Origin of the sequence: Sediminicoccus sp. BL-A-41-H5, from assembly GCF_050632405.1 — a bacterium.
GTDB lineage: Bacteria > Pseudomonadota > Alphaproteobacteria > Acetobacterales > Acetobacteraceae > Roseococcus.
Genome location: NZ_CP192601.1, coordinates 2,129,279 through 2,155,487 on the forward strand (window position 1 = coordinate 2,129,279; position 26,209 = coordinate 2,155,487).

Genomic DNA, 26,209 nt, shown 5'->3' on the forward strand with positions numbered 1-26,209 from the left:
GGTCGGTTGGGCGGCGCCGGCCGCTGTGCGGCCGGATAGGTTTGGGAGGTCCAGCCACTCTCCGTCCCAGCGCGCGGCCGGATCGGTTTGGGAGGGGCCGCGTTCCTCCGCCCGCCCCCCGCGTTGCATCCCGCTTGCGCCCAGGTTGACTCCCGTCCCCTTGGGCGCGAAGGGGCGTCCGTCACACGTCCATCATGGAACCGCCATGTCACTCGCTTTCGTCTTCCCCGGCCAGGGCAGCCAGGCCCCCGGCATGGGCCGCGACCTCGCCGACGCCTTCCCCCTCGCCCGGGAGACCTTCGAGGAGGTGGATGACGCGCTGGGCCAGAAGCTCTCGCGCCTCATGTTCGAGGGCCCGGCCGAGGAACTCACCCTCACCGCCAATGCCCAGCCCGCGCTCATGGCCGTCTCCGTCGCCGTCAGCCGCGTGCTGGCCAAGGAGGGCGGCTTCGACATGTCCCGCCAGGTCTCGCTCGTCGCGGGCCACAGCCTCGGCGAATACAGCGCGCTGACCGCCGCCGGCGCCTTCGACCTCGCGACCGCCGCCCGCCTGCTGCGCCTGCGCGGCGATTCCATGCAGGCCGCCGTCCCCCCGGGCGAGGGCGCCATGGCCGCCCTGCTCGGCGCCGAGGCCGCCCAGGCCGCCGCCATGTGCGCCGAGGCCGCGCAAGGTGAAGTCCTCGAAGTCGCCAATGACAATGGCGGCGGCCAGGTCGTCGTCTCCGGCGCCAAGGCCGCGGTGGAACGCGCCGTCGAGGCCGCCAGGGCCGCCGGCATCAAGCGCGCCATGATCCTGCCCGTCTCCGCCCCCTTCCACTGCGCGATGATGGCCCCCGCCGCCCGCGTGATGGAGGAGGCGCTGGCCAAGGCCAGCATGTCCCACCCCGCCGTGCCCGTCGTTGCCAACGTCACCGCCACCCCCGTCTCGGACCCGGACGTGATCCGCGGCCTGCTGGTGCAGCAGGTCACCGGCACGGTGCGGTGGCGCGAATGCGTGGCCGCCATGGTCGCCGCCGGCTGCACCCGCTTCGCCGAGATCGGCGCGGGCAAGGTGCTCACCGGCCTGATGAAGCGCAACGCGCCCGAGGCCACGGCACTCGCCATCAACAACCCGGCCGACATCGAAGCCTTCCTGAAGAGCCTGTGACGCGCATCGTCCTTTCCGAAGCGGATGAGACGCCGCTGGCAGGGGTGCTGGCGAAGGGCTTCGAAGCCTTCAACGGCCCCTTCGTGGGCGAGCACGGCTACAAGCCGCTGCGCCTCATGGTCTTCCGCGACGGCGAGGACGCGCCAGCCGGCGGCATCCACGCCCATTGCTACGCCGCCTGGCTGCATGTGCTCATGGTCTACCTGCCGGAGGATCTGCGCCGCGGCGGCCTCGGCACCCGGCTCTTCGACCGGATCGAGGCGGAGGCCCAGGCGCGCGGCTGCGTCGGCGCCTATCTCGACACGCTGAGCTGGCAGGCGCGCCCCTTCTATGAGAAGCGCGGCTACACCCTCTTCGGCACGCTGCCGGACAGCCCACCCGGCCATCACCGCTATTTCATGATGAAGCGCTTCGCGCGCGAGACGAAGGAATGACCCCCATGTTTGACCTGACCGGCAAGATCGCGCTCGTCACCGGCGCCAGCTCGGGCATTGGCATCGGCATCGCCGAGGCGCTGCATGCCCAGGGCGCCCATGTCGTCCTCACCGGCCGGCGCGAAGCGGAGCTGAATGCCGTGGCCGCACAGCTCGGCGAGCGCGCCAGCGTCATGCCCGCCGACCTGAACGACCCCGCCGCCCCCGCCGCCCTGGTGGACGGCATCGAGGCCGCGCATGGCCGCCTCGACATCCTGGTGAACAATGCCGGCTTCACGCGGGACATGCTGGCACTGCGCATGGGCGACGAGGATTGGAACGCCGTCCTCGAAGTGGACCTCAACGCCCCCTTCCGCCTGGCGCGCGCGGCCCTTCGCGGCATGATGAAGCGCCGCGCGGGCCGCATCATCTCCATCGCCTCCATCGTGGGCGTGACGGGCAATGCCGGCCAGGCGAACTACGCCGCGGCCAAGGCCGGGCTGATCGGCATGAGCAAGGCGCTGGCGCAGGAAGTGGCGCCGCGCGGCGTCACCATCAACGTCGTGGCGCCGGGCTTCATCGCGACGCCGATGACCGACAAGCTGAACGAGGCGCAGAAGACCGCGCTGCTTTCGCGCATCCCGCTCGCCAAGATGGGGAGTGCCAAGGACGTGGCCTCGGCCGTCACCTACCTCGCCTCGGACGAAGCGGCCTGGGTCACCGGCACCACCATCCATGTGAATGGCGGCATGCTGATGGTCTGACGCCTCAGCGTCAGGCCTCCTTCTTCCACGCCGTCAGCTTACGGTAGATGGTGCTGGGGTTCACCTCCAGCAGCGCCGCCGCGCGCGGCACGTCCTGGCCGGTGTGTTCCAGCGCGGCCAGGATCAGCTTCTTCTCCGAGACGGCCAGCGGCTCGATGAGCGGCGCGGCAAAGGCGGGCGCCACAGCGACGGGCGCGGAGACGGGCGCACCGGCCTGCGCCCCATGCAACAGAAGCCCGGGCAGCATGGCGCGCGTCACCACCTCGCCCTCATGCAGCACCACCGCGTTGCGCAGCACATTCTGCAACTGCCGCACATTGCCCGGCCAGGGATAGGCGCGGATCGCGGCCTCGGCCTCATCATCGAAGCGCTGGAACTGCTTGCCCTCCTCGCGCGCGAAGTTGCGCAGCAGGTGGCGCGCGATCAGCAGCACATCCTCGCCGCGCATCCGCAGCGGCGGCAGCGAGACCGGCACCACATAGAGGCGGTAATACAGATCCTCGCGGAAGCGCCCGGCCTGCACCTCGGCCAGGATATCGCGGTTGGTGGCGCAGACCAGGCGCACATCAACCGCCTCCGCCCGCGTGCCGCCCACCGGTGTCACGGTGCCGCTCTGCACGAAGCGCAGCAGCTTCACCTGCATCTCCATCGGCATCTCGCCGATCTCATCCAGGAAGAGCGTGCCGCCATCGGCGCTGCGCGCGGCCCCCGCACGGTTCTCGGTGGCCCCCGTGAAGGCGCCCTTCACATGGCCGAAGATCTCGCTCTCCAGCAGGTCGCGCGGGATGGCGCCGCAGTTGAGCGCGACGAAGGGCTTGTTTCTGCGCGGCGAGGCCTGGTGCAGCGTCTCGGCTGCCACCTCCTTGCCCGTGCCGCTCTCGCCCGTGATGAAGACCGTGGCCTTGGAGGCGGCCACACTTTCCAGCGTGCGATACACCGCCTGCATGGCGGGCGAGGCGCCGATGAAGCCGCCGAAGCTCTCGCGCCCCAGCTCGGTCCGCGCCGTGTCCAGCTCCTTGCGGAGCGCGCGCTTCTCCAGCGCGTTGTCGAGCGTGACCCGCAGCCGCGCCGCGGCATAGGGCTTGAGCAGGAAGTCGGTGGCGCCCTCGCGCATCGCCTCGACCGCGGTGTTCACCGAGCCATGCGCGGTGAGGACGATGCAGGTCGCGTCCACCTTCGCGGCCTTGAGGCGCCGCATCAGCTCGATGCCGGAAAAGTCGGGCAGCATCAGGTCCACCAGGATGGCGTCCGGCTGCCACTCCTGCGCCATGGAAAGCGCCTGCGCGCCGGTCTCGGCGTGGCGCATGTCATGCCCGAAATCGCGCAGCATGATCTTCGCGATCTCGGCCTGGGTCGGCGTATCCTCGACCAGCAGGACGCGCGCGGTCATCGGGCCGCGCCGCTCAATGGATCAGGGCGTGCAGCGCCTGCAGGGCGGCCTTCGCCTCGGTCAGCAGCCGCGGCAGGACCTCCTGCGGCGGCACCGGCTGGCGATGGTCCATGGCGATCCTCGCCTCGCGCTCCAGCCCCACGGCGCCCACCGCGGCCGCCGCACCCGCCAGACTGTGGGCCGCCCGCTCATAGGCCTCCTGGTTCCCCGCCTGCGCGGCCGCGGCCAATTCCTGCGCGAGCCGCGTGAGATCCTCCTCGAAGGTCGAGATGATCGTGCGGAACACGTCAGGCGGCAGGTCTTCGGCCAATTGAGTGGCCACTTCCGGATCGAGCGCGCTCATTCCTGAGACTCTTCGCATTTCCCAACCGTTCACGTCAATGACTTGGCGATTGACGCTCCCCTCCCCCAGGTCTAAGCCTCAACATGCCCTCGCGATTTGTCCGGCCAGCTTGCGGCGAGGTCCCAACCGGGTCGTCTGTCTCAGGTTCACCCTGATCCAGGCGGAAAACAAGCGCGCTAAACGGCCCAGGGAGCGCCCCGCGATGCGCGGGCGTGATCCCCACCCCGCCCAGGGTGCCGGACGTCTTTGTTTCGGATGAGGGTGTTCATCATGTCCCGCAAGCTTCGTCCCGCCACGCAACTCGTCCGCGGTGGCCTCAACCGCTCCAACCACGGCGAAACCGCCGAGGCGATGTTCCTCACCTCGGGCTTCGTCTACGACAATGCCGAGCAGGCGGAAGCGACCTTCAAGAACGAGATCGAGCACTACCAGTACAGCCGCTTCGCCAACCCGACGACGACCATGCTGGAGGACCGCCTCTGCGCCATCGAGGGCGCGGAAGCCTGCCGCCTGATGGCGACCGGCATGGCGGCGGTGCATTCCGCCCTTCTCTCCCACCTCAAGACGGGTGATCGCCTCGTCGCCTCCCGCGCGCTCTTCGGTTCCTGCCATTGGATCGTGAGCACGCTGCTGCCGCGCTACGGCATCCAGGCCGAATTCGTGGATGGCGGGGACATGGCGCAGTGGAAGCTGGCACTCAGCAGGCCGGCCACCATGGTGCTGCTGGAAAGCCCCTCCAACCCGATGCTGGAACTCGTGGACGTGCCGGCCGTCTGCAAACTGGCGCATGAGGCCGGCGCGCTGGTCGTGGTGGACAATGTCTTCGCCACGCCGCTCCTGCAGAAGCCGCTGGAGCAGGGTGCCGATGTCGTCGTCTATTCCTGCACCAAGCACATGGACGGCCAGGGCCGCGTGCTGGGCGGCGCCGTGCTGGGTCGCAAGAAATGGGTGGAGGAGGTGCTGATGCCCTTCATCCGCAACACCGGCCCCGCCATGTCCCCCTTCAACGCCTGGGTCATCCTCAAGGGGCTGGAGACGCTCAAGCTGCGCGTGGACCAGATGTGCCGCAACGCCGCCGCGGTCGCCGATTTCCTGAGCGAGCGCGCCGAGATCGCCCGCGTGCTCTACCCCTTCCGCGCCGACCACCCGCAGCATGCGCTGGCGGTGCGGCAGATGTCGGCCGGCGGCACGCTCGTCACCTTCGACATCAAGGGTGGGAAGGACGCCTGCTTCCGCTTCATGAACGCGCTGCAGGTGGTGGACATCTCCAACAACCTGGGTGATTCCAAGTCGCTCGCCACGCATCCCGCCACCACCACACACATGCGGATCGGCCCGGAAGAGCGCGCCAAGCTCGGCATCACCGACGGCACGGTGCGCCTCTCGGTCGGCCTGGAGGATGTGGCCGACCTGATCGAGGACCTGGCGGAGGCGCTGGACGCGGTGAGCGCGCCCGGCCTGCGCGCGGCGGAGTAGCCCCGCGCGCCCCGGGCGTGGCATGATGCGCTCATGACGCTCGAAACCTGGCTTGCCTTCGCGGCCGCCTCGCTCATCGCCGTGATGATCCCGGGGCCGGTCGTGGTCTTCATCCTGGGCCGCTCGCTCGGCGGCGGGTGGCGCGCGGCGCTGCCCACCGTGGGTGGCGTGGCGCTGGGCGATGCGGTGGCGCTCACCGCATCGCTCGCCGGCCTCGGCGCGCTGCTGGCGGCGAGTGCGACCGCCTTCACCGTGGCGAAATGGCTGGGGGCGGCCTATCTCATCTGGCTTGGCATCAAGCTCTGGCGGGCGCCGGTGGGCGAGGCCGTGGCACTGCCCGGCCGCCACGCCTTCCGCGACGCCTTCCTGGTCACCGTGCTGAATCCCAAGAGCATCGCCTTCTTCGTGGCCTTCGTGCCGCAATTCCTGAACCCGGCCAGCGCCTTCCTGCCGCAGGCGGCCATCGTCCTCGTCACCTTCGTGGGGCTCGGTGCGCTGAACGCGCTGGGCTACGCCCTGCTGGCGGGCAAGCTCTCGGATGCCGTGAAGCGGCCCGCCATCCGCCGCGGCTTCAACCGTCTCGGCGGCGGCATGCTGATCGGCGCCGGCCTCGCCACCGCCGCGATGCGCCGCGCATGAAGCCCTACACCACCGTCACGCGCGGCGTGCGCGTCACCATCCGCCCCTTCTTCCTGGCCGACCAGTCGGACAGCGAGGCCGGGCGCTATGTCTGGGCCTACAAGGTGCAGATCGAGAATCTCAGCTCCGTCACGGTCCAGCTCCTCAAGCGCAGCTGGATCATCACCGACGCCCTGGGCCGCGAGATGCGCGTCCATGGCGAGGGCGTGGTGGGCGAGCAGCCCATCCTCGAACCGGGCGAGAGCTTCGACTATACATCCGGCACGCCGCTGCCCACGCCATCCGGCTTCATGCGCGGCACCTACCACATGATCGTGAGCGCAACGGGCGAGGAATTCGACGCCGCCGTCCCCGCCTTCTCGCTCGACAGCCCGCACCAGCAGGGGGGGGTGCACTGAACTCCGCAAGGCCCACGTCTTGCGGAGTCACGCCGCCGCCCCATCTGGCGAAGTCGAAGGACTGACGCGGCCCCATCTCGGGGCTGATGCAGCCCCTCCAGGAATGATCGAAGCCATGAACATCCAGTTGCCCGCCAGCGCCAAGGCCGACGACACGCAGAGCGCCATCGAGCGCCCGAGCCGCGCCGAAGCCGAGGCCGCGGTGCGCACCCTCCTTCTCTGGGCCGGTGACGATCCGGACCGCGAGGGCCTGGTGGACACCCCCGCCCGCGTCGCGCGCGCCTATGAGGAATTCTTCGCCGGCTACGGTCATGACCCCGTCGAGATGCTCGCCCGCTCCTTCGAGGAGACGGACGGCTATGACGAGATGGTGGTGCTCCGCGACATCCGCCTGGAGAGCCATTGCGAACACCACATGGTTCCCATCATCGGCAAGGCGCATATCGCCTATCTGCCGAATGGCCGGGTGGTCGGCATCTCCAAGCTCGCCCGGGTCATCGAGACCTACGCCAAGCGCCTGCAGATCCAGGAAAAGTTGACGGCGCAGATCGCCAACACGATCGAGAGCGTGCTGAAGCCCAAGGGCGTGGCCGTCGTCATCGAGGCCGCTCACCAGTGCATGACCACGCGCGGCATCCACAAGCCGGGCGTCTCCATGGTCACCTCGCGCATGCTGGGCGAGTTCCGCACCAATGACGCGACGCGCCGCGAATTCCTCTCGATCATCGGCGGCTCGCGCGGCGGCATCCTCGAGGGCTGATTTTGCCCTCGAATCCCTGCCTGCGAAGGTTTGCAGGCGGGGATGAATGGGCTAACCGGAAGGGCGTTTTTCTCTCCGGGTCCCATGTCCGCCATCCGCATCGCCCCCTCGCTGCTCGCCGCCGACTTCGCCCGCCTGGGCGAGGAAGTCCGTGCCATCGAAGCCGCGGGCGCCGATTGGCTGCACCTCGACATCATGGACGGGCATTTCGTGCCGAACATCAGCTTCGGCCCCGGGCTGGTGAAGGCGCTGCGCAAGCACAGCGCCATGCCCTTCGATGTCCACCTGATGATCGCGCCGGCCGATCCCTATCTCGCCGCCTTCGCGGAAGCGGGCGCTGACCTCATCAGCCTGCACCCCGAGGCCGGGCCACATCTCCATCGCAGCCTCCAGACCATCCGCGCGCTGGGCAAGAAGGCGGGCGTGGTGCTGAACCCGGCCACGCCCATCGAGTGCCTGGCCCATGTGCTGGACCTGACGGACCTCATCCTCGTCATGTCGGTCAATCCGGGCTTTGGCGGGCAATCCTTCCTGGCGAGCCAATTGCCGAAGATCGCGGCCCTTCGCCGCATGATCACCGAATCCGGCCGCGACATCGCGCTCCAGGTGGATGGCGGCGTGACGCTGAAGACGGCGCCCGACTGCATCGCCGCCGGCGCCGATGTGCTGGTGGCCGGCACCGCCGTCTTCGGCGCGGCCGACTACGCCCAGGCCATCGCCGGGCTCCGGGGGGGCGCCTGATGGCCGATGTGTTCCGCAACGTCCGCGGCCTCTTCACGCGCCTCAAGCCGATGCGCGTGCCAGACGCGCCGGCCCGCTCCTTCCGCGACCTCTGGCCCGGCGATGCCGCCCGCGGCGCCCGCCTTCTGCGTGGCGAGTTCGAGGTGCTGGGCTCCGTCCGCCTGCTGAACGACTGGACGCCCGCCGCCGGCCCCGTGCTCTGGCGCCAGGCCGCCCACAGCTTCGCCTGGCTGCGTGACCTGCGCATGCTGGGCACCGATGCCGCCCGCGTCATGGCGCGCGACCTGACCGAGGATTGGCTGGCCCGTGGCGCCGCCGAGCCCATGGCCCAGGCGCCGGAAGTCGCCGCCGCGCGCATCTCCGCCTGGCTCGGCCATTGGGATTTCCTGGCCGCGACCGCTGAGGAGGCCTTCCGCAAGCCCCTGCTGCAGCGCCTCGCCCTCGACGGCCGTGCCCTTTCCGCCAGCCTGCCGGCCGAGGCAGCGCATCGTGGCGGGCTCGTCGCGCTCAAGGGCTGCATCGCCGCCGCCGTGGCGCTGGAGGAAGAGGCCTGGATGACGCGCGCCCTGCGCTTCCTCGGCCCCGAGCTGGAGCGGCAATTCCACCCCGATGGCGGCCATGTCGAACGCAGCCCGGCGGTGCAGCTGCTCGCCCTGCAGGACCTCATCGAGATCCGCAATCTGCTGAACGGGGTGGGCATCGCCTCGCCGCCGCAGCTCTCGCTGGCGCTGGAGCGCGCGGGCCAGGCGCTGCGCCTCTTCCGCCATGGCGACATGTCGCTGGCCCTCTTCAACAGCACGCGGGAGGAAGCGCCGGCGCTGGTGGACGTCGTCCTGGCCCAGGGCCTCGCCAAGGGCCGCGCGCCCATGCTGCTGGAGGAGACGGGCTTCCACCGCATGGCCGCCGGCCGCACGCTGGTCATCGCCGATTGCGGCGCGCCCCCGCCCGGCCGCCCGGCCGACCCCGCCTCCGGCCTGCCGCGCGGCGCGGATCGCTCGGCCCATGCCGGGACGCTCTCTTTCGAGATGTCCATCGGCCGCGACCGGCTGATCGTGAATTGCGGCGCCGCCCCGGCCGCCGATGCCGCCTGGCGTGACGCTTTGCGCGGCACCGCTGCCCATTCCACCCTCACCGTGGCCGACACGAACAGCGCCGAACTCCGCGATGAGGGCCTGGGCCGCCGCCCCGAGCGCGTCGAGATCGAGCGGCAGGAGGCCAATGGCGCGCAATGGCTCGACATCAGCCATGACGGCTATCGCCGCACCCATGGCGTCGTGCATCGCCGCCGCCTCTACCTCTCCGAGAGCGGCGACGACCTGCGCGGCGAGGATGTGCTGGAGCCCTTCCCCGGCCCCGGGACCGCCTGGGCCATCCGCTTCCACCTGCACCCCGCCGTCACGGCCGTGCTGCAGGAGGAGGAGGGCGGCGTGCTGATGCGCCTCTCCGGCGGCCAGGGCTGGCGCTTCCGCGCCCGCGGCGCCCGCGTGGAGCTGGAGGAGAGCGTCTATCTGGCCGCCGAGCCGCGCCGCTCCAGCCAGATCGTCCTCACCTTGGATGGCGAGGCGGAGACGGTGCAATGGGCCATCAGCCGCGTCGTTCCAGGCGGCGAAAACTAGGGCCGATCACAGGCCCGCCGTGAAGATCCTCGAACTCGCCAATGTGGATTTCTCGCTCCGGCACTTCCTGCTGCCTGTAATGCGCGGGGCCCGCGCGCGCGGGCATGAGGTGGTGGGCATCTCGGCCGAGGGCCCGCTGCTGGACGTGGCGCGCGACGAGGGCTTCCGCATCATTCCCGTGCCCCTGCAGCGCAGCCTGAACCCGCGCGCACATCTGCCCGCCCTGAGCCAACTCCGCCAGATCATGCGGGAGGAACGCTTCGACCTGGTGCATGCGCATATGCCCATCTCGGGCTTCCTGGCGCGGGCGGCGGCGAAGCTCGAGGGCGTGCCGCGCATCGCCTATACCTGCCACGGCTTTCTCTTCAACCAACCCGGCCCCCTCTGGCGGCGCGGCCTCTCGCTCGGCGTCGAATGGCTGGGTGGGTGCATGACCGACACCTTCCTCACCGTGAGCGAGGAGGAGGCGCGGGACGCCCGCCGCCTCTGGATCCATCGCGACGCCACCGCGACGGGCAATGGCCGCGACCCCGCGATCTTCCACCCCGACGCCGCGACGCGCGCCGCCTTGCGCGCCGAAATGGGCGTGGCGGAGCGCGACTGCGTCATCATCGGCATCTCGCGCCTGGTCCGCCACAAGGGCTGGCCCGAGCTGCTTGAGGCCATGGAATCCGTGCCCAACGCCCATCTCTGGGTGGTGGGCGAGCGGCTCGCTTCCGACCATGGCGAGGACCTGACGCCCCATTTCGCCCGCGCCGCCGCCAGCCTCGGCCCGCGCCTGCGGATGCTGGGCTACCGGCATGACGTCGCCAGCCTGCTCCAGGCCGCCGACATCTTCGCCCTGCCCAGCCATTTCGAGGGCCTGCCCATGAGCATCATCGAGGCGATGCTGACCGGCCTGCCCATCGTCAGCACCGACATCCGCGGCTGCCGCGAGCTGGTGGTGGATGGGCAGACCGGCCTGCTGGCCCCGCCCATGCAGGTGGCGCCACTCGGGGCTGCGCTGGCGCGGCTGGCGGCGGATGCGCCGCTCAGGCAGAGGATGGGCGTCGCGGGCTTGGCCCGTGCCCGCGAGAAATTCACCGAGAGCGCGGTGGTGGGCCGCACGCTCGACCTGTTGGGATTGTGACCATGAGCCTCCCTATCCGCCGCGCCCTGCTCTCCGTCTCCGACAAGACGGGCATCGTGGAATTCGCCCGCTTCCTGGCCGATCGCGGCGCGGAGATCCTCTCCACCGGCGGCACCGCCCAGGCGATCCGCGCCGCCGGCATCCTGGTGAAGGATGTCAGCGAGCACACGGGCTTCCCCGAGATCCTGGATGGCCGCGTGAAGACGCTGGTGCCGCAGGTGCATGGCGGCATCCTCGGCCGGCGCGACGAGGCCGCGCATGTGGCCCAGATGGCCGAGCACGCCATCGCGCCGATCGACCTCGTCGCCGTGAACCTCTACCCCTTCGAGGCGACGGTCGCGAAGGGTGCCGCCTTCGAGGACTGCATCGAGAACATCGACATCGGCGGCCCGGCCATGATCCGCAGCGCGGCCAAGAACCACGCGCATGTCGTCGTCGTCACCGAGCCCGCGCATCTCGCCCGCGTCACCGCAGAGATCGAGGCCACGGGCGGCACCAGTGCGGAACTCCGCCGCGAGCTGGCCGCCGCCGCCTATGCCCGCACCGCCGCCTATGACGCGGCCATCTCCACCTGGTTCGCCGGCCAGCTCGGCCAGGATTTCCCGCCGCGCCTGGCTTTCGCCGGCCAGCTCGCGCAGACGCTGCGCTATGGCGAGAACCCGCACCAGAAGGCGGGCTTCTACCTCGATGGCAGCAACCGCCCGGGCATCGCCACCGCCAAGCAGATCCAGGGCAAGGAGCTCTCCTACAACAACCTGAACGACACGGACGCGGCCTATGAGGCCTGCGCCGAGTTCGAGCCGCCGGCCATCGTCATCGTCAAGCACGCCAATCCCTGCGGCATCGCCATCGCAGATGACCTGGCGACGGCCTGGGACCGCGCGCTGCTCTGCGACCCCGTCTCGGCCTTCGGCGGCATCGTCGCCGCCAACCGCACGCTGGACGCGGCGGCGGCCGAGAAGATCACCGCGATCTTCACCGAGGTGGTGATCGCGCCCGACGCCGATGAAGCCGCGCGCGCCATCTTCGCCCGCAAGAAGAATCTCCGCCTGCTGCTGACCGGCGGCATGCCCGACCCCGTGGAGCCCGGCATGGTGTTCCGCAGCGTCGCCGGCGGCTTCCTCGCGCAATCGCGTGACGCCGGCCGCGTGACCGAGGCCGATCTGCGCGTCGTCACGAAGCGCGCGCCGACGGCGGCCGAGATGGCGGACCTGCTCTTCGCCTTCCGCGTCTGCAAGCATGTGAAGTCCAACGCCATCATCTACGCGAAGAACCTCGCCACCGTCGGCATTGGCGCTGGGCAGATGAACCGTGTGGAGAGCAGCCGCATCGCCGCCTGGAAGTCCGAGGCCGCCGCCCGCGCCGCCGGCCTGCCCGAGCCGCTGGCCAAGGGCAGCGTCGTGGCGTCGGACGCCTTCTTCCCCTTCGCCGATGGCCTGGAGACCGCCGCCGCCGCGGGTGTGACCGCCGTGATCCAGCCCGGCGGCTCCATGCGCGATGCCGAGGTGATCGCCGCCGCCGATGCCGCCGGCCTCGCCATGGTCTTCACCGGGATGCGACACTTCCGACATTAATCCCCACAAAAACGCCTTCGGCATTTTTGCGGGGGCCCCGGATTGGCGCTGATTCATTGAGGCCGGCTCATCCTCCGGTGGCGAAGCCACCGGAGGGCCACGGGGGGCGGAAGGGCTGGCGCGGGTCCGCTTTCGCTCGGGCTGGCCGGCATTCGTGGAAATCGGCATGATTCGCGCGATTCGGCGCGGGGGATGGCGTGACGGTTGAAGCGGCGTTGCTCGTTCTGGTCGTGGTGCTGCTGCTCGCGGTGCTGGGCGTGCTGCTCGCGCGCAAGCCAAGCTCCGATCCCGCCCTGCCCCTGCTGCAGGCCGCGCAGGAGCGGCAGGGCGAACGGCTCGGTGCCCTTACCGGTGAGGTGAAGGCCGCGCTCGCCGCCAGCGAAGCGGCGCTCGGCTCGGCCGTCTCGGGCTTCGCCATCGAGCAGGCGAAGCTCCTGAACGAAGCGCAGCACCGACAGACCACGGCGCTGGCCGCGCTGGAAAAATCCCTGCTGGACCGCCTCGCCACCGAGGCCAACCGCTCGCGCGACCTGCTCGACCAGAAGCTCACCGAGATGCGCGAGACGAATGAGAAGCGCCTCGCCGAGATCCAGAAGAGCGTCAACGAACAGCTCGCCGGCGCGGTCGAGAAGCAGATGAATGAAAGCTTCGCACGCGTCATCGACCAGTTCACCGCCGTGCAGAAGGCGATGGGCGAGATCCAGGCCGTCACCGGCCAGATCGGCGACATCAAGCGCCTCTTCGGCAATGTGAAGACGCGCGGCGGCTGGGGCGAGACGCAGGTGCGCGCCCTGCTGGACGACATCCTCCCCGAGGGCGGCTACGAGGCCAATGTCCGCCTGCGCGAGGACAGCGCCGATGTCGTGGAATTCGCCGTGGTGATGCCCAGCACGGGCGCCACGCGCGTGCTGCTGCCGGTGGACGCGAAATTCCCCGTCGAGGACTACGCCCGGCTGCTCGACGCCTGGGAAGCCGCCGATGCCGCCGCCGAAGCCGCGGCGCGCAAGGCGCTCGAAGTGCGCATCCGCGGCGAGGCGAAGAAGATCGCGGAGAAATACATCATCCCGCCGCGCACGGTGGAATTCGCCGTGATGTATCTGCCCACCGAGGGCCTCTATGCCGAGGTCGCGCGCATCCCCGGCCTGATTGACGACATCGGCCGCACGCATCGCGTGCTCATCCTCGGCCCCTCGCTGCTGCCGGCGCTGCTGCGCACCATCCAGCTCGGCCATGTCACGCTGGCGCTGTCGAAGAACGCGGAGTCCGTGCGGGAACTGCTGGCCGCCACCAAAGGCGAGATGGGCAAGATGGCCGAGGTGCTGGACAAGCTCGGCAAGCAGGCCGGCACGATGACGCGCACGATCGGCGAGGCGCAGACCCGCACGCGGCAGATCGCCCGCAAGCTCAGGACCGTCGAGGCCCTGCCCGACGAGGAATCCGCCGAACTGCTGGGCTTGGACGCGCCCCAAGATGACGAGGCCCTGCCGTGACGTCGCTGCAATTCCAATCCGCCGCGGGTCTCGCCCTGCTCTGCCTGCTCGCCTGGGCGCTCGGCGGCTTCCGGCGGGAGGCTTCGTGGCGCGTCGTGGCCGGCGGGCTGATCGGCCTGATCGGCGCCGCCGCCCTTCTGCTGCACATCCCGGCGCTGCGCGCCGGCTTCGCCCTCATCGGCCGCGCGGTGGAGGCGCTGGCGCGCGCGACCCAGGCCGGCACCTCGCTGGTCTTCGGCTATCTGGGAGGTGCGCCGCTGCCCTTCGCCGAAACCTCGCCCGGCGCCTCCTTCATCCTCTTCTTCCAGGCCCTGCCGCTGGTGCTGCTGGTGGGCGCGCTCTCCGCCGTGCTCTACCACTGGCGCGTGCTGCCCTTCGTGGTGCGCGGCCTGGCGCATGGGCTGCGCCGCCTCTTTGGCCTGGGCGGCGCGGCGGGCTTTTCCGTCGCGGCCAATGTCTTCGTCGGCATGGTGGAGGCGCCGCTGCTCATCCGCCCCTGGCTCGCGAAGCTGACCCGCTCCGAGCTCTTCGTCGTCATGGTCGCGGGGCTGGCCACCATCTCGGGCAACATGCTGGTGGTCTATGCGCTGATCATCTCCCCCGTCGTGCCCGATGCGGCGGGGCAGTTGCTCACCGCCTCGCTCATCAGCGCGCCGGCCGCCGTGCTGGTCGCCCTGCTGATGATCCCGGGCAGCACGGTCACGGAGGGCGAGGCGGAAGCGCCCCCCCTCTATTCCAGCACCATGGAGGCCCTGGTCCAGGGCACGACGGATGGGTTGCAGCTCCTGCTTGGCATCATGGCGAGCCTCATCGTCTTCGTGGCGCTGGTGGCGCTGGGCAATGAGGTCCTGCTGCCCCTCCTCGGCATCACGTTGCAGCAGGTGGCCGGCGTGCTGTTCTGGCCGCTGGCCTGGGCCATGGGCATCCCCGCGGCCGAGGCCGGCACGGTCGCTCAGTTCCTCGGCGTGAAGCTCGTCGTGAACGAGTTCGTGGCCTATCTCGACATGGCGCGCGGCGGCGCGGCCGCGCTCTCGGACCGCTCGCGCCTCATCCTCACCTATGCGCTCTGCGGCTTCACCAATTTCGGCTCGCTCGGGATCATGCTGGGCGGCATGTGCGCCATGTGCCCCGAGCGCCGGGCCGACATCGTCGCCCTCGGCCTGCCCTCGCTCCTCGCCGCCACGCTGGCCTGCTGCATGGCGGGCGCCGCGGTCGGCGTGCTGACACCGCCCTGAGGCCGGGTTAGGCTTCGCGCATGAGCACGTCCCATCTCGTCCATCGCAACCTCAAGACGGCGCCGCCCGTCGCCGTCTCCGGCCAGGGCATCTGGCTCACGGAATCCACCGGCCATGCGGTCATCGACGGCAGCGGGGGGGCGGCGGTCGCCTGCCTCGGCCATGGCCATCCGCATGTGCTGGCCGCGATGCAGGCGCAGCTCGGCCAGCTCACCTACGCGCACACCGCCCTCTTCTCCTGCGAGAGCGCGGAACGTCTCGCCGACAGGCTCGTGGGCCATGCGCCGGGCGGCCTGACGCATGCCTATTTCGTCTCCTCGGGCAGTGAGGGGATGGAGGCGGCGCTCAAGATGGCGCGCCAGTATTTCGTGGAGAAGGGCGAGAAGCAGCGCACGCGCTACATCGCTCGCCGCCAGAGCTATCACGGCAATACGCTGGGAGCGCTGGCCGCCGGCGGCAATGCCATGCGCCGCGCGCCCTATGCGCCCATCCTGAGCCAGGCCTTCAGCCACGTCTCGCCCTGCTATGCCTATCGTGACCGGCGCGATGACGAGAGCGACGCCGACTACGTGCAGCGCCTCGCTGACGAGCTGGAGGCCGAGTTCCAGCGCCTGGGCCCGCAGAATGTCATCGCCTTCTGCGCCGAGACCGTGGTGGGTGCCACGCTCGGCTGCGTCACCGCCCTGCCCGGCTATTTCCAGAAGGTGCGCGAGATCTGCGACCGCCACGGCGCGCTGCTCATCCTGGACGAGGTGATGAGCGGCATGGGCCGCGTCGGCACCATGCACGCCTGGGAGCAGGAAGGTGTCGCGCCCGACATCCAGGTGATCGCGAAAGGTCTCGGCGGCGGCTACCAGCCCATCGGCGGCATCCTGGTGCAGGAGCGCGTGATCGCCGCGATCCGCGACGGCTCGGGCGGCTTCATGCATGGCCACACCTACCAGGCGCACCCCATGGCCTGCGCCGCCGCGCTCGCGGTGCAGGAGGTGATCGAGGAGGAGAACCTGCTCGCCAACGTGAACGCCATGGGCGCGCTGCTGGAACAGGGCCTGACCGAGCGCCTGGGCAATCACCGCCATGTGGGCGACATCCGCGGCCGCGGCCTCTTCTGGGCGGTGGAACTGGTGCAGGACCGCGCCAGCAAATCCGTCTTCGACCCCGCGCTCAAGATGAATGACCGCGTGAAGCGCGAGGCCTATGCGCGCGGCCTCGGCTGCTACCCGATGGGCGGCACGATCGACGGCCTGCGGGGCGATCACGTCATCCTGGCACCGCCCTACAACGTGACGCAGGCCGAGGTGGGCATGATCCTCGACCGCTTCTCCGCCGCCGTGGAGGCCGCACTTGCCGGGTGAGCCGCTGACGCGCGAGGCGGTCATCCTCGGCTACCGGATGCTGCTCGGCCGCGACCCGGAGGACGAGGACATCATCGCCAATGCCATCGCCGCCTGGCCCGACCTCCAGGCCTTCGGCAAGGCGCTGGCGGGCTGCGCGGAGTTCGGCCTGCGCCAGGGCCCCAACCTGCATGCCCTGCCCTCGCTCGACGCGCCGTCCAACCATGTCGAGACCGAGGCCGATGCCGCGACGCTGGCGCTGATGGCGCAGAAGGTCGGCGGCTACTGGACCCGCGCCGGCGAGACGGCGCCGCATTGGTCCGTGCTGACCGAGGAGCGCTTCCTCCCGCACAACATCGCGGACAACCTCGAGGCCTTCTACGGCGCCGGCGCCTGGGACGCGCAGGTGGTGGATGCGACGCTCGGCCGCATCGGGCGCGATGCCGGGCAGTTCAGGCATTGCGTGGATTACGGCTGCGGCGTCGGCCGCGTCACGCTGCAACTGGCGCGCCGCTTCCCCGAGGTCACGGGCCTCGACATCTCGGCCCCGCACCTGCATCTGGCGCGCGAGACATTCCGCGCCGCGAGCCTCGCCCATGTGACGCTGACGCAGGTGACGCCGGAGCGGCTGATGCCGGTGGAGAGCTGCGACTTCTGGTATTCGCGCATCGTGCTGCAGCACAGCCCGCCGCCGGTGGCGATGAACATTCTGCGCCACGCCTTCCGCGCGCTCAGGACCGGCGGCGTCGCCATGTTCCAGGTGCCCGTCTGGATCCAGGGCTACCATTTCGAGGTCGCATCCTACCTCGCCGGCACGCCGGGCGCCGAGATGGAGATGCACGCCATCCCGCAGCGCGCCATCCTCGAGCTGGCCGATTGGCAGGGCCTGGTGCTGCGGGACCTGCGCGAGGACAGCTTCCTCGTCGGCAGGCCGGGGTCGGCGCTCTCCAACACCTTCACCTTCGAGAAGCTGCGGTAGGGCCGAAGGCGCCCCAGCGCGGTCAGCGCAACTGCAGATCCATCCCGCGCGTGAGTTCGGTCCAGATGTCGCGCACGCGGATGATGGCCGCGCCGAAATCCTCGGGGCCGAGCCAGGCGGGGTCGGTGTCCATGGCCAGCAGGCGCTGGCGGATGCTCTCGCGGTGCATCGTGTCGCGGAACACCTGCACCAGCCGCGCATGCACCGGCGCGGGCATGTTGGCCGGGCCCAGCAGCCCCGCGAAGCCCGACCAGCCGCGGCCCACATCCACCCCCTGCTCGATGAAGGTCGGCACATCGTTCATGCTGGCGGCGCGCGTGTCGCCCAGCGCGGCCAGCGGGCGCAGGCGGCCGCTGGCGATGTGCTCGCGCGTGCTGGTCAGGCTGTTGATGCCCGCATCCACCTCGCGCGAGAGATAGGCCACGACCATCGGCGCCTCGCCGCGATAGGCCACATGCGTCATCCCGAGGTCGAGCTTGTTGTTCATGGCCAGCGCGAAGACATGCGCGCTCGAACCCGCGGCCCAGGAGCCGAGCGTCAGGCCGCGTCCCGCGCGGGCCTGCGCGCGGGCGAAGGCGATGAACTCCTGCAGCGTCTTCGGCGGCAACTCGCTGCGGATCATGAAGATCAGCGTCGTCGTGCCCATCTGGCCGATCGGCGCGAAGTCACGCACCGCGTCATAGGGCGCGTTGCCCAGCACGATGGGCGACTGCACCAGCGGCGTGATGGTGAAGAGCAGCGTGTGGCCATCCGGCGCCGCCTTCGCCACGGCGTCGGCGCCGATCATGCCGGCGGCACCCGAGCGGTTCTCGATCAGCACGGGCACGCGCAGCATCTCGCTCATCGGCTCGGCCACCAGCCGCGCCCAGACATCGGTGGCGCCACCCGCCGGGAAGGGGACGATGATGCGGATCGGCCGGTCGGGCTGCCAGGGCGCCTGGGCAGCGGCGGGTCCGGCGAGCGGCGCGGCGGCGGCGAGCGCCAGCAGATTGCGTCGTTGCATGCGGTGTTTCTCCCTGGACGTCTTTGCCCGGGAGCCTAGCCAGCAATGGCGCCCCGCGCCAACCATCAACCGTAGCGCGCCGCGCCAACCACCAACCGTGGCGCGCCGCGCCAACCACGAACCGTGGCGCGCCGCGCCAACAGTTTATCGCGTTGCGGGCCGCGCCGCGGTGCGGTCGGGCAGGAACTCCACGAAGTACTCGTAGTTGTCGGCGTTCAGCGCCGCCCGGTCCGGCTCCTTGCGGGCCAGCGCCAAGGCGGCGCTGCGGCCATAGGCCATGTCCCCCGTGCCGGCGGCGAGATGCGTCATCTCATGCACGATCACGCCGGGCCGGGAATCCGCGCCCTCGTTCCGCGCCTGGAAGAACATGGGGCAGAGCATCACCGTCCGCCGCGTCAGATTGGCGATGGCGAAGACGGGGCGGTTGCCGCAGGCCTCGGCCGTGCCGCAGATCAGGGGGGGGCGGCGCTCCGGGCGCAGCAGGTCCAGCGTGCGGGCCAGGCGCACGCGGATCTTGGGCGCGGGCGTGGTGCCGAACCACTCGCGCACATGCGCGTGGTAGGGCTCGGCATCAATGAAGGCGACGGCGGCCGCGGTGCGGCGCTCGGCCACGGAGACCGCGTGCTGGATGAGGATCATCTGCTTGGCGTCGCAACCAGCCGGCGCCGTGGCCGCGCCTTTCGCCCCAGCGGGGGCGCCACCCTGGGCCACCGCCTCGCAGGCGCCCAGCAACAGCGGGAACAGCGCGAGGCCGAGAAGGCGGAGGGGCGTCTTGGCGGTCATGCCTGATGCTACGCCCAGGCTTCGCCCCGCTGGAAGGGCCATGGCGCGATCCGGCAGGGCGCGCCTCAGCCGGCGCGGCTCCATTCCCAGTAGAGCGGCTGCCGCCCGGCGGCGAGCGCCTTGGCCTCATAGCGCGTGGGCGGCCAGCCTTCGGGGCGCTGCGTCGCGGGCGCCGCGCCGGTGAAGACGGATTGTGCGGCGAAGACCTCCGTCACCCAGGCCTGGTAGGTCGGGTCGTCGCTCGCCACGCGCCAGATGCCGCCCGGCTTCAGCGCGCGGGCCACGATGGGCAGCATCTCCGGATGCACGAAGCGCCGCTTGGCGTGCCGCGCCTTGGGCCAGGGGTCGGGGAACATGAGGAAGAGGCGGTCGAGGCTCGCCTCCGGCAGCGCCATCAGCAATTCGCGCGCATCCTCGGGCCAGAGACGCAGGCGCTGTGGCGCCGGGGCGGTGGCTTCCGCCCCCTCGGGGATGAGTTCGCTGAGGATGGAGCAGAGGCCGTGCTCATAGACCTCGCTCGCGATGATGGCGGTGTTCGGGTTGGCCTGCATCTGGGCCAGCGTGTGCTCGCCGCCGCCGAAGCCCACCTCGAACCACAGCGCATCCGCACCCGCCGCGAAGCCGAGATCGGTGTAGCGCAGCCGTGGCAGCGCCTCGGCCAGCAGCTTCTCCTGCCGGGTGCGCAGCTTCTTGCCGCGCCGCCGCCCATAGAGGCGATGCGGAATCCCCTCGGGCCAATCGCCCGTCGCGCCAGGATCGTCAGAGGTCATGAGGGCCGTGCCTACGGGGCCATTCCGCCCCCTGGGGCCCTCGCGTGGCTTTGCCACGCGAGGATGAACCGCCCAAGCAAGGCGGAAACCAATCCGGGGCCCCCACGAAAGCGCTTCGCGCTTTCGTGGGGAGAGCCTTACCGACCAAACGCACTCTTCAGCGCGGGGACCAGGTCGGTCTTTTCCCAGGTGAAGGTGCCCTTCTCCTCATCCGGCGTGCGGCCGAAATGGCCGTAGCTGGAGGTCGGCACGTAGATGGCGCGGTTCAGGTGCAGGTGCTCGCGGATGCCGCGCGGCGAGAGGTTCACCAAGTCCTGGACGACCTTGGCGAGCTTCACCTCGTCCACATCCTTGCCCGTGCCGTGCAGGTCGAAATACACCGAGAGCGGCTTCGCGACACCAATCGCGTAGCTGACCTGGATGGTGCACTTCTCCGCGAGGCCGGCGGCCACCACGTTCTTCGCCACATAGCGCGCGGCGTAAGCCGCCGAGCGGTCCACCTTCGTGGGGTCCTTGCCGGAGAACGCACCGCCGCCATGCGGGGCCGCGCCGCCATAGGTGTCCACGATGATCTTGCGCCCCGTCAGGCCGCAATCGCCGTCCGGGCCGCCGATGATGAAGGTGCCGGTCGGGTTGATGTAGAGCTCGTTGTCCGGGCACATCCAGCCGGCGGGCAGGCTGCTGGCGATCAGGGGCTTCAGCATCGCCTTGATCTGCGCCTGGTCCAGGCCTTCCTCATGCTGCGTGGAGACCACGACCGAAGTGGCGCCGACCGGCTTGCCGTCCACATAGCGCAGCGTGACCTGGCTCTTCGCGTCGGGCAGCAGGCCCTTCACGGCCACGTCGCCATTGCGGCGCATCTCGCTGATGCGGCGCAGGATCAGGTGCGCGTAGTAGAGCGGCGCGGGCATGAGGTCGGGCGTCTCGGTGCAGGCATAGCCGAACATGATGCCCTGGTCGCCGGCGCCCTCATCCTTGTTGCCGGCCGCATCCACGCCCTGCGCGATATGCGCGGACTGGGCGTGCAGGTGGCACTCGACGCTGGCATTCTGCCAGTGGAAGCCTTCCTGCTCGTAGCCGATATCCTGGATCGCCAGCCGCGCCTTGTGCATCAGCAACTCGGGCGTGATCGAGGCCGGGCCGCGCACCTCGCCCGCGATGACGACGCGGTTGGTGGTGACCAGGGTTTCGCACGCCACGCGGGCATACGGGTCCTGTTCGAGGAAGGTGTCGAGCACGGTGTCGCTGATGCGATCCGCGACCTTGTCGGGGTGGCCTTCGGAGACGCTCTCCGAAGTGAACAGGTATTCGCCCTTGTCGCGCATGGCTTGGTTCGGCCTCTTGTCGCTGGATGAGTGTTCCGAAACGGAATTCAGCCCGCGGAATCACCCAGTGGGCGACCGGACACCCCGGTCAGGCTGGCCCACCTCACGCGGGCGCGGGGTGTTTGGCAGTGCATGCCCAATGGGTCAAGGGACCGGACCCATCCGGAACCCATCCAGGGGAATTGGTGGCGCGCGGCCCGCGATCTCGGCCGCCACCACCGCGGCGCTTCCCAGGGCCAGCGTGAAGCCCAGCGAGCCCGGGCCGAGGTTGAGATAGAGCCCCTCCATCCCCGGCGCCCGGCCCAGGATGGGCAGGCCGGTCGGCGTCGCCGGCCGCAGCCCGGCCCAGGGGTTCAATTCGCGCCAATCGGTCGCCTCCGGGAAGGCGGCGCGGGCCTGGCGCACCAGGCTGCTCAGGCGCTTCTCCTCGAAGGCGGTGGAATAGCCCACCACATCGGCCATCCCCGCCACCCGGAGGCGCCGGCCAAGCCGCGCATAGACCAGCTTGGCCGCGCTGTCGGTCACGCTGATCCGCGGCGCCGCATGCTCGTTCAGGATCGGCAGGCTCAGCGAATAGCCCTTGAGCGGATAGATCGGCAGGTCGAGCCCGAGCGGCCGGGCCAGCGCCCGCGCGCCCACGCCCAGCGCCAACACCACCGCATCCGCCTCGATCACGCCCTGGGGGGTGGCCACCCCGCGCACCCGCCCTTCGGCGCGGATGATCTGCGTGGCGCGCAGGCCCAGCCGGAAGGTGACGCCGGCATTGGAGCGCTGGAGGCTCGCCGCCAGCCCCTCGCAGAACAGGCGGCAATCGCCCGCATCCTCGCTCACCGTATGGATGCCGCCGGCGATGCGGTGCGCGATGCGGGCCAGCGCCGGCTCCAGCGCCAGGCATTCCTCCCGCGTCAGCGCCCGCTGCTCGGTGCCCCATCTGGCCTGCAATTCCATCTGGCGGCGGGCGCCGGCCATGGCGCCCTCATCCGGCTGCAGCACCAGCTTGCCGGCCGGGGCGAAGGCGAAGTCGAAGCCCTCCCGCGCCGCCAGATCCCGCATCAGGTCGCGCGAGAGGTAGCTCAGCAGCAGCAGGCGGCGGGTGGTGAGCTCGGCGGTCGCGGGGTTGCAGGCCCGCAGGAAGGCGATGAGCCACTTCCACTGCCCGGGGTCGAGGCGCGGGCGGAAGCGCAGCGGGCCGTCCGGGTCCAGCATCCAATGCGGCACCTTGCCGATGACGCCGGGGCCCGCGAAGGGCGCCACATAGCTGTAGGAGAGCTGGCCGCCATTGGCGAAGCTCGCCCCCTGGCCGACGCGGGGCTCGGCATCCAGCACCGTGACCGCGTGGCCCTCCTCGGCCAGGGCGCGAGCAGTGGCGAGGCCGGTCACGCCGGCGCCGAGGATCAGGACATGCATGGCGCATTGGTGCGGCGGGGTGTGCCACGGGTCAATGGCGAAACCCCCGGGCCTCTGGTATTTGCGGGCCATGAACCTGCCCGCCGCCCGCCTCTCGGATGCCGAACTGCTCACGCGCATGCAGTCCTTCCACTGGTGGCATTCGATCCCGCTGCGGCCGGGCCTGACGACGATGGGCGGCAAGTCCGAGGCGATCATGGCGCAGGAGGAGGAGGCGCTGCTGGCCCCCTTCGACCTCACGGGGCGCAGCGTGGTGGATATCGGCGCCTGGAACGGCGCCTTCAGCTTCGCCGCCAAGCGGCGCGGCGCGGCCCGCGTGCTGGCGACCGACAGCTACACCTGGAACCACCCCGTCTGGCGCGGGCGCGAGGCCTTCGAGCTGGCCCGCGCCGAACTCGGCCTCGATGTCGAGGCGAAGATGATCGATCCGCCCGACATCACCGAGCGGCTGGGCCTGTTCGATGTGGTGATGTTCCTGGGCGTCTTCTACCACCTCTATGATCCGCTCGATGTCATGGCGCGCCTCAGGCGGATCACCCGCCAGATGCTCCTGGTCGAGACGCACCAGGACCTGACGGGCGATGCGCGGCCCGGCATGGTCTTCTATCCGAGCGACATCCTGAACCAGGACGCGACGAACTGGTGGGGCCCCAACCCGGCGCTGATGCTCAGCCTGCTGCTGCAGCTCGGCTTCACACGCGTCTTCTACCGCGACCACCCGACGCTGGGCCGCGCGCGCGGCATCTACGCCGCCTTCACGCCCGAGGTGGAGGACAGCCTGGTGCGGGGCTTCGATTCCAACTGGCTGGACCTGGACGTGCCGGGCGCCATCGAAGGGTTGCTGACGCCGTGAGCGAGGCCGAACTCCGCACCGCCGTCGCCAGCCACCGCTGGCTGCAAAGCCTGCGCCTGCGCGCCGATCTCGTCACACCCGGCCTGAAGCCCGAGGCGCAGCTCCAGGCCGAGGAGGCCGCGCTGCTCGACACGCTGAACCTCAAGGGCGCGCATGTGCTCGAGATCGGCGCGGGCAACGGCGCCTTCAGCTTCGCCGCCCTGCGCCGCGGCGCCACCCGCGTGCTGGCGACCGACCATCTCGCCTGGACGCTGCCGGGCAGCGACGCGCTCTCCGCCACGCAATGGGCCGCGCATGCGCTCGGCGCCGAACTGGAAATGGCCCCGCTCGACCCGCGGGAGCTGACGCCGCGCTTCGGCAATTTCCACGTCGTCATGGCCACCGCCTGCTTCGACCAGCTCTTCAACCCGATCCAGGCGCTGCGCGGCATGCGCAGCGTGACCGAGCGCGTGCTGCTGATCGAGACGCTGCAGGAGGGCCTCTCCGACCCGCGCCCGCTCATGATGGGTCATGGGCAGGTGCTGCCGATCGGCGGGCCGGAGGGCTCCTGGGTCTTCGGCTGGGCGCCCAACCCGGCGGTGATGACGCAACTGCTCACGGATCTCGGCTTCAGCCGCGTGCTCTACCGCGACCACCCGACGCTGGGCGCCGCGCGCGGGCTCTACGCCGCCTTCCTCCCCGCGGCGCCGGATGGCCTGCTGGAGGGGTTCCATACGCCCTGGATCAGCCTGACCCCGCCGCCCGCCGCATGACGCCGCGGACCACCCTGTCGGACCAGGAATTGCTGGGGCGGATCGGCCGCATCACATGGTTCCATTCGCTGGAGCTGCGGCCGGGCCTCGTCACCCCCGGCGCGAAGAGCCTCGCGGTCCTGCGGCGCGAGGAGGAGGCGCTGCTCGGCCCCTTCGACCTGCGTGGCCGTTCCGTCCTCGACATCGGCGCCTGGAACGGCGCCTTCAGCTTCGCCGCCAGGCGGCGCGGCGCGGCGCGCGTGCTGGCCACCGATGAATTCGCCTGGACGCATCCGGTCTACAAGGGGCGCGAGGCCTTCGACCTCGCCCAGGCCGAACTCGGCCTCGAGGTCGAGACGCTGCAGATCGACCCGACGCGGATGGACGAGACGCTCGGCCGCTTCGACCTCGTGCTCTTCCTGGGCGTCTTCTACCACCTCTTCGACCCGATCGACGTGCTGCAGCGCATGCGCGCCGTCACCTGCCAGGTGCTGCTGGTGGAGACGCACCAGGACGCGCTGGAGCGCGCGGAACCCGCCATGGTCTTCTATCCGGGCCGCACACTCGCCAATGACGACACCAACTGGTGGGGGCCGAACCCGCCGCTGATGCTGCACCTGCTGCGGCAGATCGGCTTCGCGCGCATCTACTACCGCGACCACCCGCACTACCTGCCGGCCGAGGGCAGCCGCACGCGCGGCATCTTCGCCGCCATCCTGCCGGAGGCGGAGCCCGCGATGTACGCCCATTTCGGGACGGAGTGGCGCGACCTCGGCGCCGCGGGCGCGATGCGGGACTTCCGGCCGTGACGGAGGCGACGCTGGCCGCGCAGGTGGCGTCCCTGCCATGGCTGCAGAGCCTGCGCCTGACGACCGACCTCGTCACCCCCGGCGCGCGGCCCGAGGCGGCGCTGGAGGCGGAAGCGGAGGCGCTGTTCGGCCCGATCCCGCTCGGCGGCATGACCCTGCTCGAAATCGGCGCCGGCAACGGCTTCTTCAGCCTGGCCGCGCTGCGGCGGGGCGCGGCGAGCGCCGTGGTGACGGACCATCTCGCCTGGAGCCTGCCCGGCGCGCAGGCGGGCGTCGCCACGATGCTGGCGCTGCAGGCCACGGGTGCCGCGGCGCAAGCGATGGTGCTGGACCCGCGCGCGCTGACGGCAGAGTTCGGGCGCTTCGACCTCGTGCTGGGCACCGCCTTCTTCGAACAGCTCTTCAACCCGATCCTCGCGCTGCGCGGCATGGCGGCGGTGACCGGGCAGGTGCTGCTGATCGAAACGGCGCAGGCGGCGCTGGACGAGGCGCGGCCCATGCTGACGGCCACCACGCGCGCCATGCCCTATGGCGCGCTGGTCTCGGGCTGGGCGCCCAACCCGCCGCTGATGGCGCCCCTGCTGCGCGACCTCGGCTTCGCGCGCATCCTGTACCGGCCCCACCCCGTCGAGGGCGCGGCGCGCGGCCTTTACGCGGCCCTCAAGCCCGAAGCGACATCACTGCGCTGCGCCGCCCCCTGGACCGAGCTGAGCTGACGCCTCAGCCGCTCCAGCCCAGGCGGCGGAAGATCGCCGCGCCCTCCGGGCCCTCGAGGAAGGCGGCGAAACGGCGCACCTCCTCGCGCGCCGCGTGAGCACCGTGCCGGTCGAGCGCCAGATGCGGAAGGGCTCCTCGATCTCGACGATGTCGGCGAGCTCGGGCGCGGCGACCTGCCAGATGTTCCAGACCAGCCAGGCATCATAGGCGTCCGGCCTGCCACGCCATGCCTGCTGCGCGGCGCCGGTGTTGGGCGCCACCTGGACAATCCGCTCGCGCATGGCGCGGAGCAGGGCGAGATCCCCCGTGCGCCCGGCGACATCCTCCCAGAGCGCCACCTGGCCCGCGCCACCGGTCGCCAGGATGCGCGCCTCGATCACCGG

General features: G+C 70.6%; 27 protein-coding genes. 19 read left to right on the forward strand and 8 right to left on the reverse strand.

All coding sequences use genetic code 11. The features are described 5' to 3' along the window. Positions 1-205 precede the first annotated feature (205 nt). Genes fabD through fabG form a run of 3 tightly spaced genes read left to right on the forward strand, consistent with a single transcriptional unit; the run spans position 206 to position 2,324 of the window. Positions 206-1,147 carry an ACP S-malonyltransferase gene (gene fabD / locus ACQ860_RS10665; protein ID WP_431303352.1) on the forward strand — a complete coding sequence of 314 codons (942 nt, stop codon included), beginning with the start codon at positions 206-208 and terminating at the stop codon, positions 1,145-1,147. Continuing rightward, entirely contained in the window at positions 1,144-1,581 is a 438-nt protein-coding gene (locus ACQ860_RS10670) for a GNAT family N-acetyltransferase (RefSeq protein WP_431303353.1), read from the forward strand. The genes fabD and ACQ860_RS10670 overlap by 4 nt, the downstream gene beginning before the upstream one ends. A 5-nt stretch (positions 1,582-1,586) precedes the next feature. Next, positions 1,587-2,324 (forward strand): 3-oxoacyl-[acyl-carrier-protein] reductase, encoded by a 738-nt coding sequence (fabG, locus tag ACQ860_RS10675; RefSeq protein WP_431303354.1) that lies wholly within the window; start codon positions 1,587-1,589, stop codon positions 2,322-2,324. A 10-nt stretch (positions 2,325-2,334) separates the two neighbouring features. Here the strand turns inward: fabG and ACQ860_RS10680 are convergent, their stop codons facing one another. Both ACQ860_RS10680 and ACQ860_RS10685 read right to left on the reverse strand, forming a co-directional pair. Then, positions 2,335-3,714 carry a sigma-54-dependent transcriptional regulator gene (locus tag ACQ860_RS10680; protein WP_431303355.1) on the reverse strand — a complete coding sequence of 460 codons (1,380 nt, stop codon included), beginning with the start codon at positions 3,712-3,714 and terminating at the stop codon, positions 2,335-2,337. Positions 3,715-3,727: 13 nt separating this feature from the next. Further along, positions 3,728-4,057, reverse strand: coding sequence for an Hpt domain-containing protein (locus tag ACQ860_RS10685; RefSeq protein ID WP_431303356.1), 330 nt, complete (start codon positions 4,055-4,057; stop codon positions 3,728-3,730). 270 nt (positions 4,058-4,327) lie between these two features. Here ACQ860_RS10685 and metZ point away from each other — a divergent pair, with 270 nt between their 5' ends. From metZ to ACQ860_RS10745, 12 genes are all read left to right on the forward strand, one after another. Then, positions 4,328-5,533, forward strand: a complete 1,206-nt coding sequence (gene metZ, locus ACQ860_RS10690; protein ID WP_431303357.1) for an O-succinylhomoserine sulfhydrylase — start codon at positions 4,328-4,330, stop codon at positions 5,531-5,533. Positions 5,534-5,566: 33 nt separating this feature from the next. Beyond that, on the forward strand, positions 5,567-6,172 hold the full coding sequence (locus ACQ860_RS10695; RefSeq protein WP_431303358.1) for a LysE family translocator: 606 nt from the start codon (positions 5,567-5,569) through the stop codon (positions 6,170-6,172). Continuing rightward, the gene (apaG, locus tag ACQ860_RS10700; protein WP_431303359.1) at positions 6,169-6,570 is read left to right on the forward strand and encodes a Co2+/Mg2+ efflux protein ApaG; all 402 of its coding nucleotides are present in this window, start codon (positions 6,169-6,171) and stop codon (positions 6,568-6,570) included. The genes ACQ860_RS10695 and apaG overlap by 4 nt, the downstream gene beginning before the upstream one ends. A 115-nt stretch (positions 6,571-6,685) precedes the next feature. Continuing rightward, positions 6,686-7,330, forward strand: coding sequence for a GTP cyclohydrolase I FolE (folE, locus tag ACQ860_RS10705; protein ID WP_431303360.1), 645 nt, complete (start codon positions 6,686-6,688; stop codon positions 7,328-7,330). Between the two features lie 84 nt (positions 7,331-7,414). Continuing rightward, on the forward strand, positions 7,415-8,071 hold the full coding sequence (gene rpe / locus ACQ860_RS10710) for a ribulose-phosphate 3-epimerase (protein WP_431303361.1): 657 nt from the start codon (positions 7,415-7,417) through the stop codon (positions 8,069-8,071). Then, a complete protein-coding gene (locus tag ACQ860_RS10715; protein ID WP_431303362.1) occupies positions 8,071-9,687 on the forward strand; it encodes a heparinase II/III family protein in 1,617 nt (538 codons plus the stop codon). Before rpe ends, ACQ860_RS10715 begins: the two co-directional genes overlap by 1 nt. Before the next feature lie 19 nt (positions 9,688-9,706). Beyond that, positions 9,707-10,816: a glycosyltransferase family 4 protein gene (locus tag ACQ860_RS10720; protein WP_431303363.1), complete on the forward strand. Its 1,110-nt coding sequence runs from the start codon at positions 9,707-9,709 to the stop codon at positions 10,814-10,816. A 2-nt stretch (positions 10,817-10,818) separates the two neighbouring features. Further along, positions 10,819-12,390 (forward strand): bifunctional phosphoribosylaminoimidazolecarboxamide formyltransferase/IMP cyclohydrolase, encoded by a 1,572-nt coding sequence (purH, locus tag ACQ860_RS10725; protein WP_431303364.1) that lies wholly within the window; start codon positions 10,819-10,821, stop codon positions 12,388-12,390. Positions 12,391-12,587: 197 nt separating this feature from the next. Continuing rightward, a complete protein-coding gene (locus ACQ860_RS10730; protein WP_431303365.1) occupies positions 12,588-13,880 on the forward strand; it encodes a DNA recombination protein RmuC in 1,293 nt (430 codons plus the stop codon). Then, positions 13,877-15,115 carry a NupC/NupG family nucleoside CNT transporter gene (locus tag ACQ860_RS10735; RefSeq protein WP_431303366.1) on the forward strand — a complete coding sequence of 413 codons (1,239 nt, stop codon included), beginning with the start codon at positions 13,877-13,879 and terminating at the stop codon, positions 15,113-15,115. Before ACQ860_RS10730 ends, ACQ860_RS10735 begins: the two co-directional genes overlap by 4 nt. A gap of 20 nt (positions 15,116-15,135) precedes the next feature. Then, on the forward strand, positions 15,136-16,470 hold the full coding sequence (locus ACQ860_RS10740; protein ID WP_431303367.1) for an aspartate aminotransferase family protein: 1,335 nt from the start codon (positions 15,136-15,138) through the stop codon (positions 16,468-16,470). Continuing rightward, positions 16,460-17,428, forward strand: coding sequence for a class I SAM-dependent methyltransferase (locus tag ACQ860_RS10745; RefSeq protein WP_431303368.1), 969 nt, complete (start codon positions 16,460-16,462; stop codon positions 17,426-17,428). Before ACQ860_RS10740 ends, ACQ860_RS10745 begins: the two co-directional genes overlap by 11 nt. A 22-nt stretch (positions 17,429-17,450) precedes the next feature. Here the strand turns inward: ACQ860_RS10745 and ACQ860_RS10750 are convergent, their stop codons facing one another. The 5 genes from ACQ860_RS10750 to ACQ860_RS10770 form a co-directional block, all read right to left on the reverse strand. Beyond that, positions 17,451-18,431, reverse strand: a complete 981-nt coding sequence (locus tag ACQ860_RS10750) for a tripartite tricarboxylate transporter substrate binding protein (protein ID WP_431303369.1) — start codon at positions 18,429-18,431, stop codon at positions 17,451-17,453. Between the two features lie 144 nt (positions 18,432-18,575). Further along, entirely contained in the window at positions 18,576-19,214 is a 639-nt protein-coding gene (locus ACQ860_RS10755) for a M35 family metallopeptidase (RefSeq protein ID WP_431303370.1), read from the reverse strand. A 65-nt stretch (positions 19,215-19,279) separates the two neighbouring features. Beyond that, positions 19,280-19,984: a tRNA (guanine(46)-N(7))-methyltransferase TrmB gene (gene trmB, locus ACQ860_RS10760; protein WP_431303371.1), complete on the reverse strand. Its 705-nt coding sequence runs from the start codon at positions 19,982-19,984 to the stop codon at positions 19,280-19,282. A 137-nt stretch (positions 19,985-20,121) separates the two neighbouring features. Next, the gene (metK, locus tag ACQ860_RS10765) at positions 20,122-21,309 is read right to left on the reverse strand and encodes a methionine adenosyltransferase (RefSeq protein WP_431303372.1); all 1,188 of its coding nucleotides are present in this window, start codon (positions 21,307-21,309) and stop codon (positions 20,122-20,124) included. Between the two features lie 144 nt (positions 21,310-21,453). Beyond that, positions 21,454-22,716 (reverse strand): D-amino acid dehydrogenase, encoded by a 1,263-nt coding sequence (locus tag ACQ860_RS10770; RefSeq protein ID WP_431303373.1) that lies wholly within the window; start codon positions 22,714-22,716, stop codon positions 21,454-21,456. Between the two features lie 70 nt (positions 22,717-22,786). Between ACQ860_RS10770 and ACQ860_RS10775 the strand changes: the two genes are divergently transcribed. The 4 genes from ACQ860_RS10775 to ACQ860_RS10790 are packed head-to-tail and all read left to right on the forward strand — an operon-like array spanning position 22,787 to position 25,825. After that, the gene (locus ACQ860_RS10775; RefSeq protein WP_431303374.1) at positions 22,787-23,569 is read left to right on the forward strand and encodes a class I SAM-dependent methyltransferase; all 783 of its coding nucleotides are present in this window, start codon (positions 22,787-22,789) and stop codon (positions 23,567-23,569) included. Then, positions 23,566-24,321, forward strand: coding sequence for a class I SAM-dependent methyltransferase (locus ACQ860_RS10780; RefSeq protein WP_431303375.1), 756 nt, complete (start codon positions 23,566-23,568; stop codon positions 24,319-24,321). Before ACQ860_RS10775 ends, ACQ860_RS10780 begins: the two co-directional genes overlap by 4 nt. Beyond that, positions 24,318-25,109 (forward strand): class I SAM-dependent methyltransferase, encoded by a 792-nt coding sequence (locus ACQ860_RS10785; protein ID WP_431303376.1) that lies wholly within the window; start codon positions 24,318-24,320, stop codon positions 25,107-25,109. The genes ACQ860_RS10780 and ACQ860_RS10785 overlap by 4 nt, the downstream gene beginning before the upstream one ends. Next, the gene (locus tag ACQ860_RS10790; RefSeq protein ID WP_431303377.1) at positions 25,106-25,825 is read left to right on the forward strand and encodes a hypothetical protein; all 720 of its coding nucleotides are present in this window, start codon (positions 25,106-25,108) and stop codon (positions 25,823-25,825) included. Before ACQ860_RS10785 ends, ACQ860_RS10790 begins: the two co-directional genes overlap by 4 nt. Here ACQ860_RS10790 and ACQ860_RS10795 read toward each other — a convergent pair. Next, positions 25,787-26,206 (reverse strand): hypothetical protein, encoded by a 420-nt coding sequence (locus ACQ860_RS10795; protein ID WP_431303378.1) that lies wholly within the window; start codon positions 26,204-26,206, stop codon positions 25,787-25,789. The two genes, ACQ860_RS10790 and ACQ860_RS10795, sit on opposite strands and share 39 nt — an antisense overlap. Between the last annotated feature and the right edge of the window lie 3 nt (positions 26,207-26,209).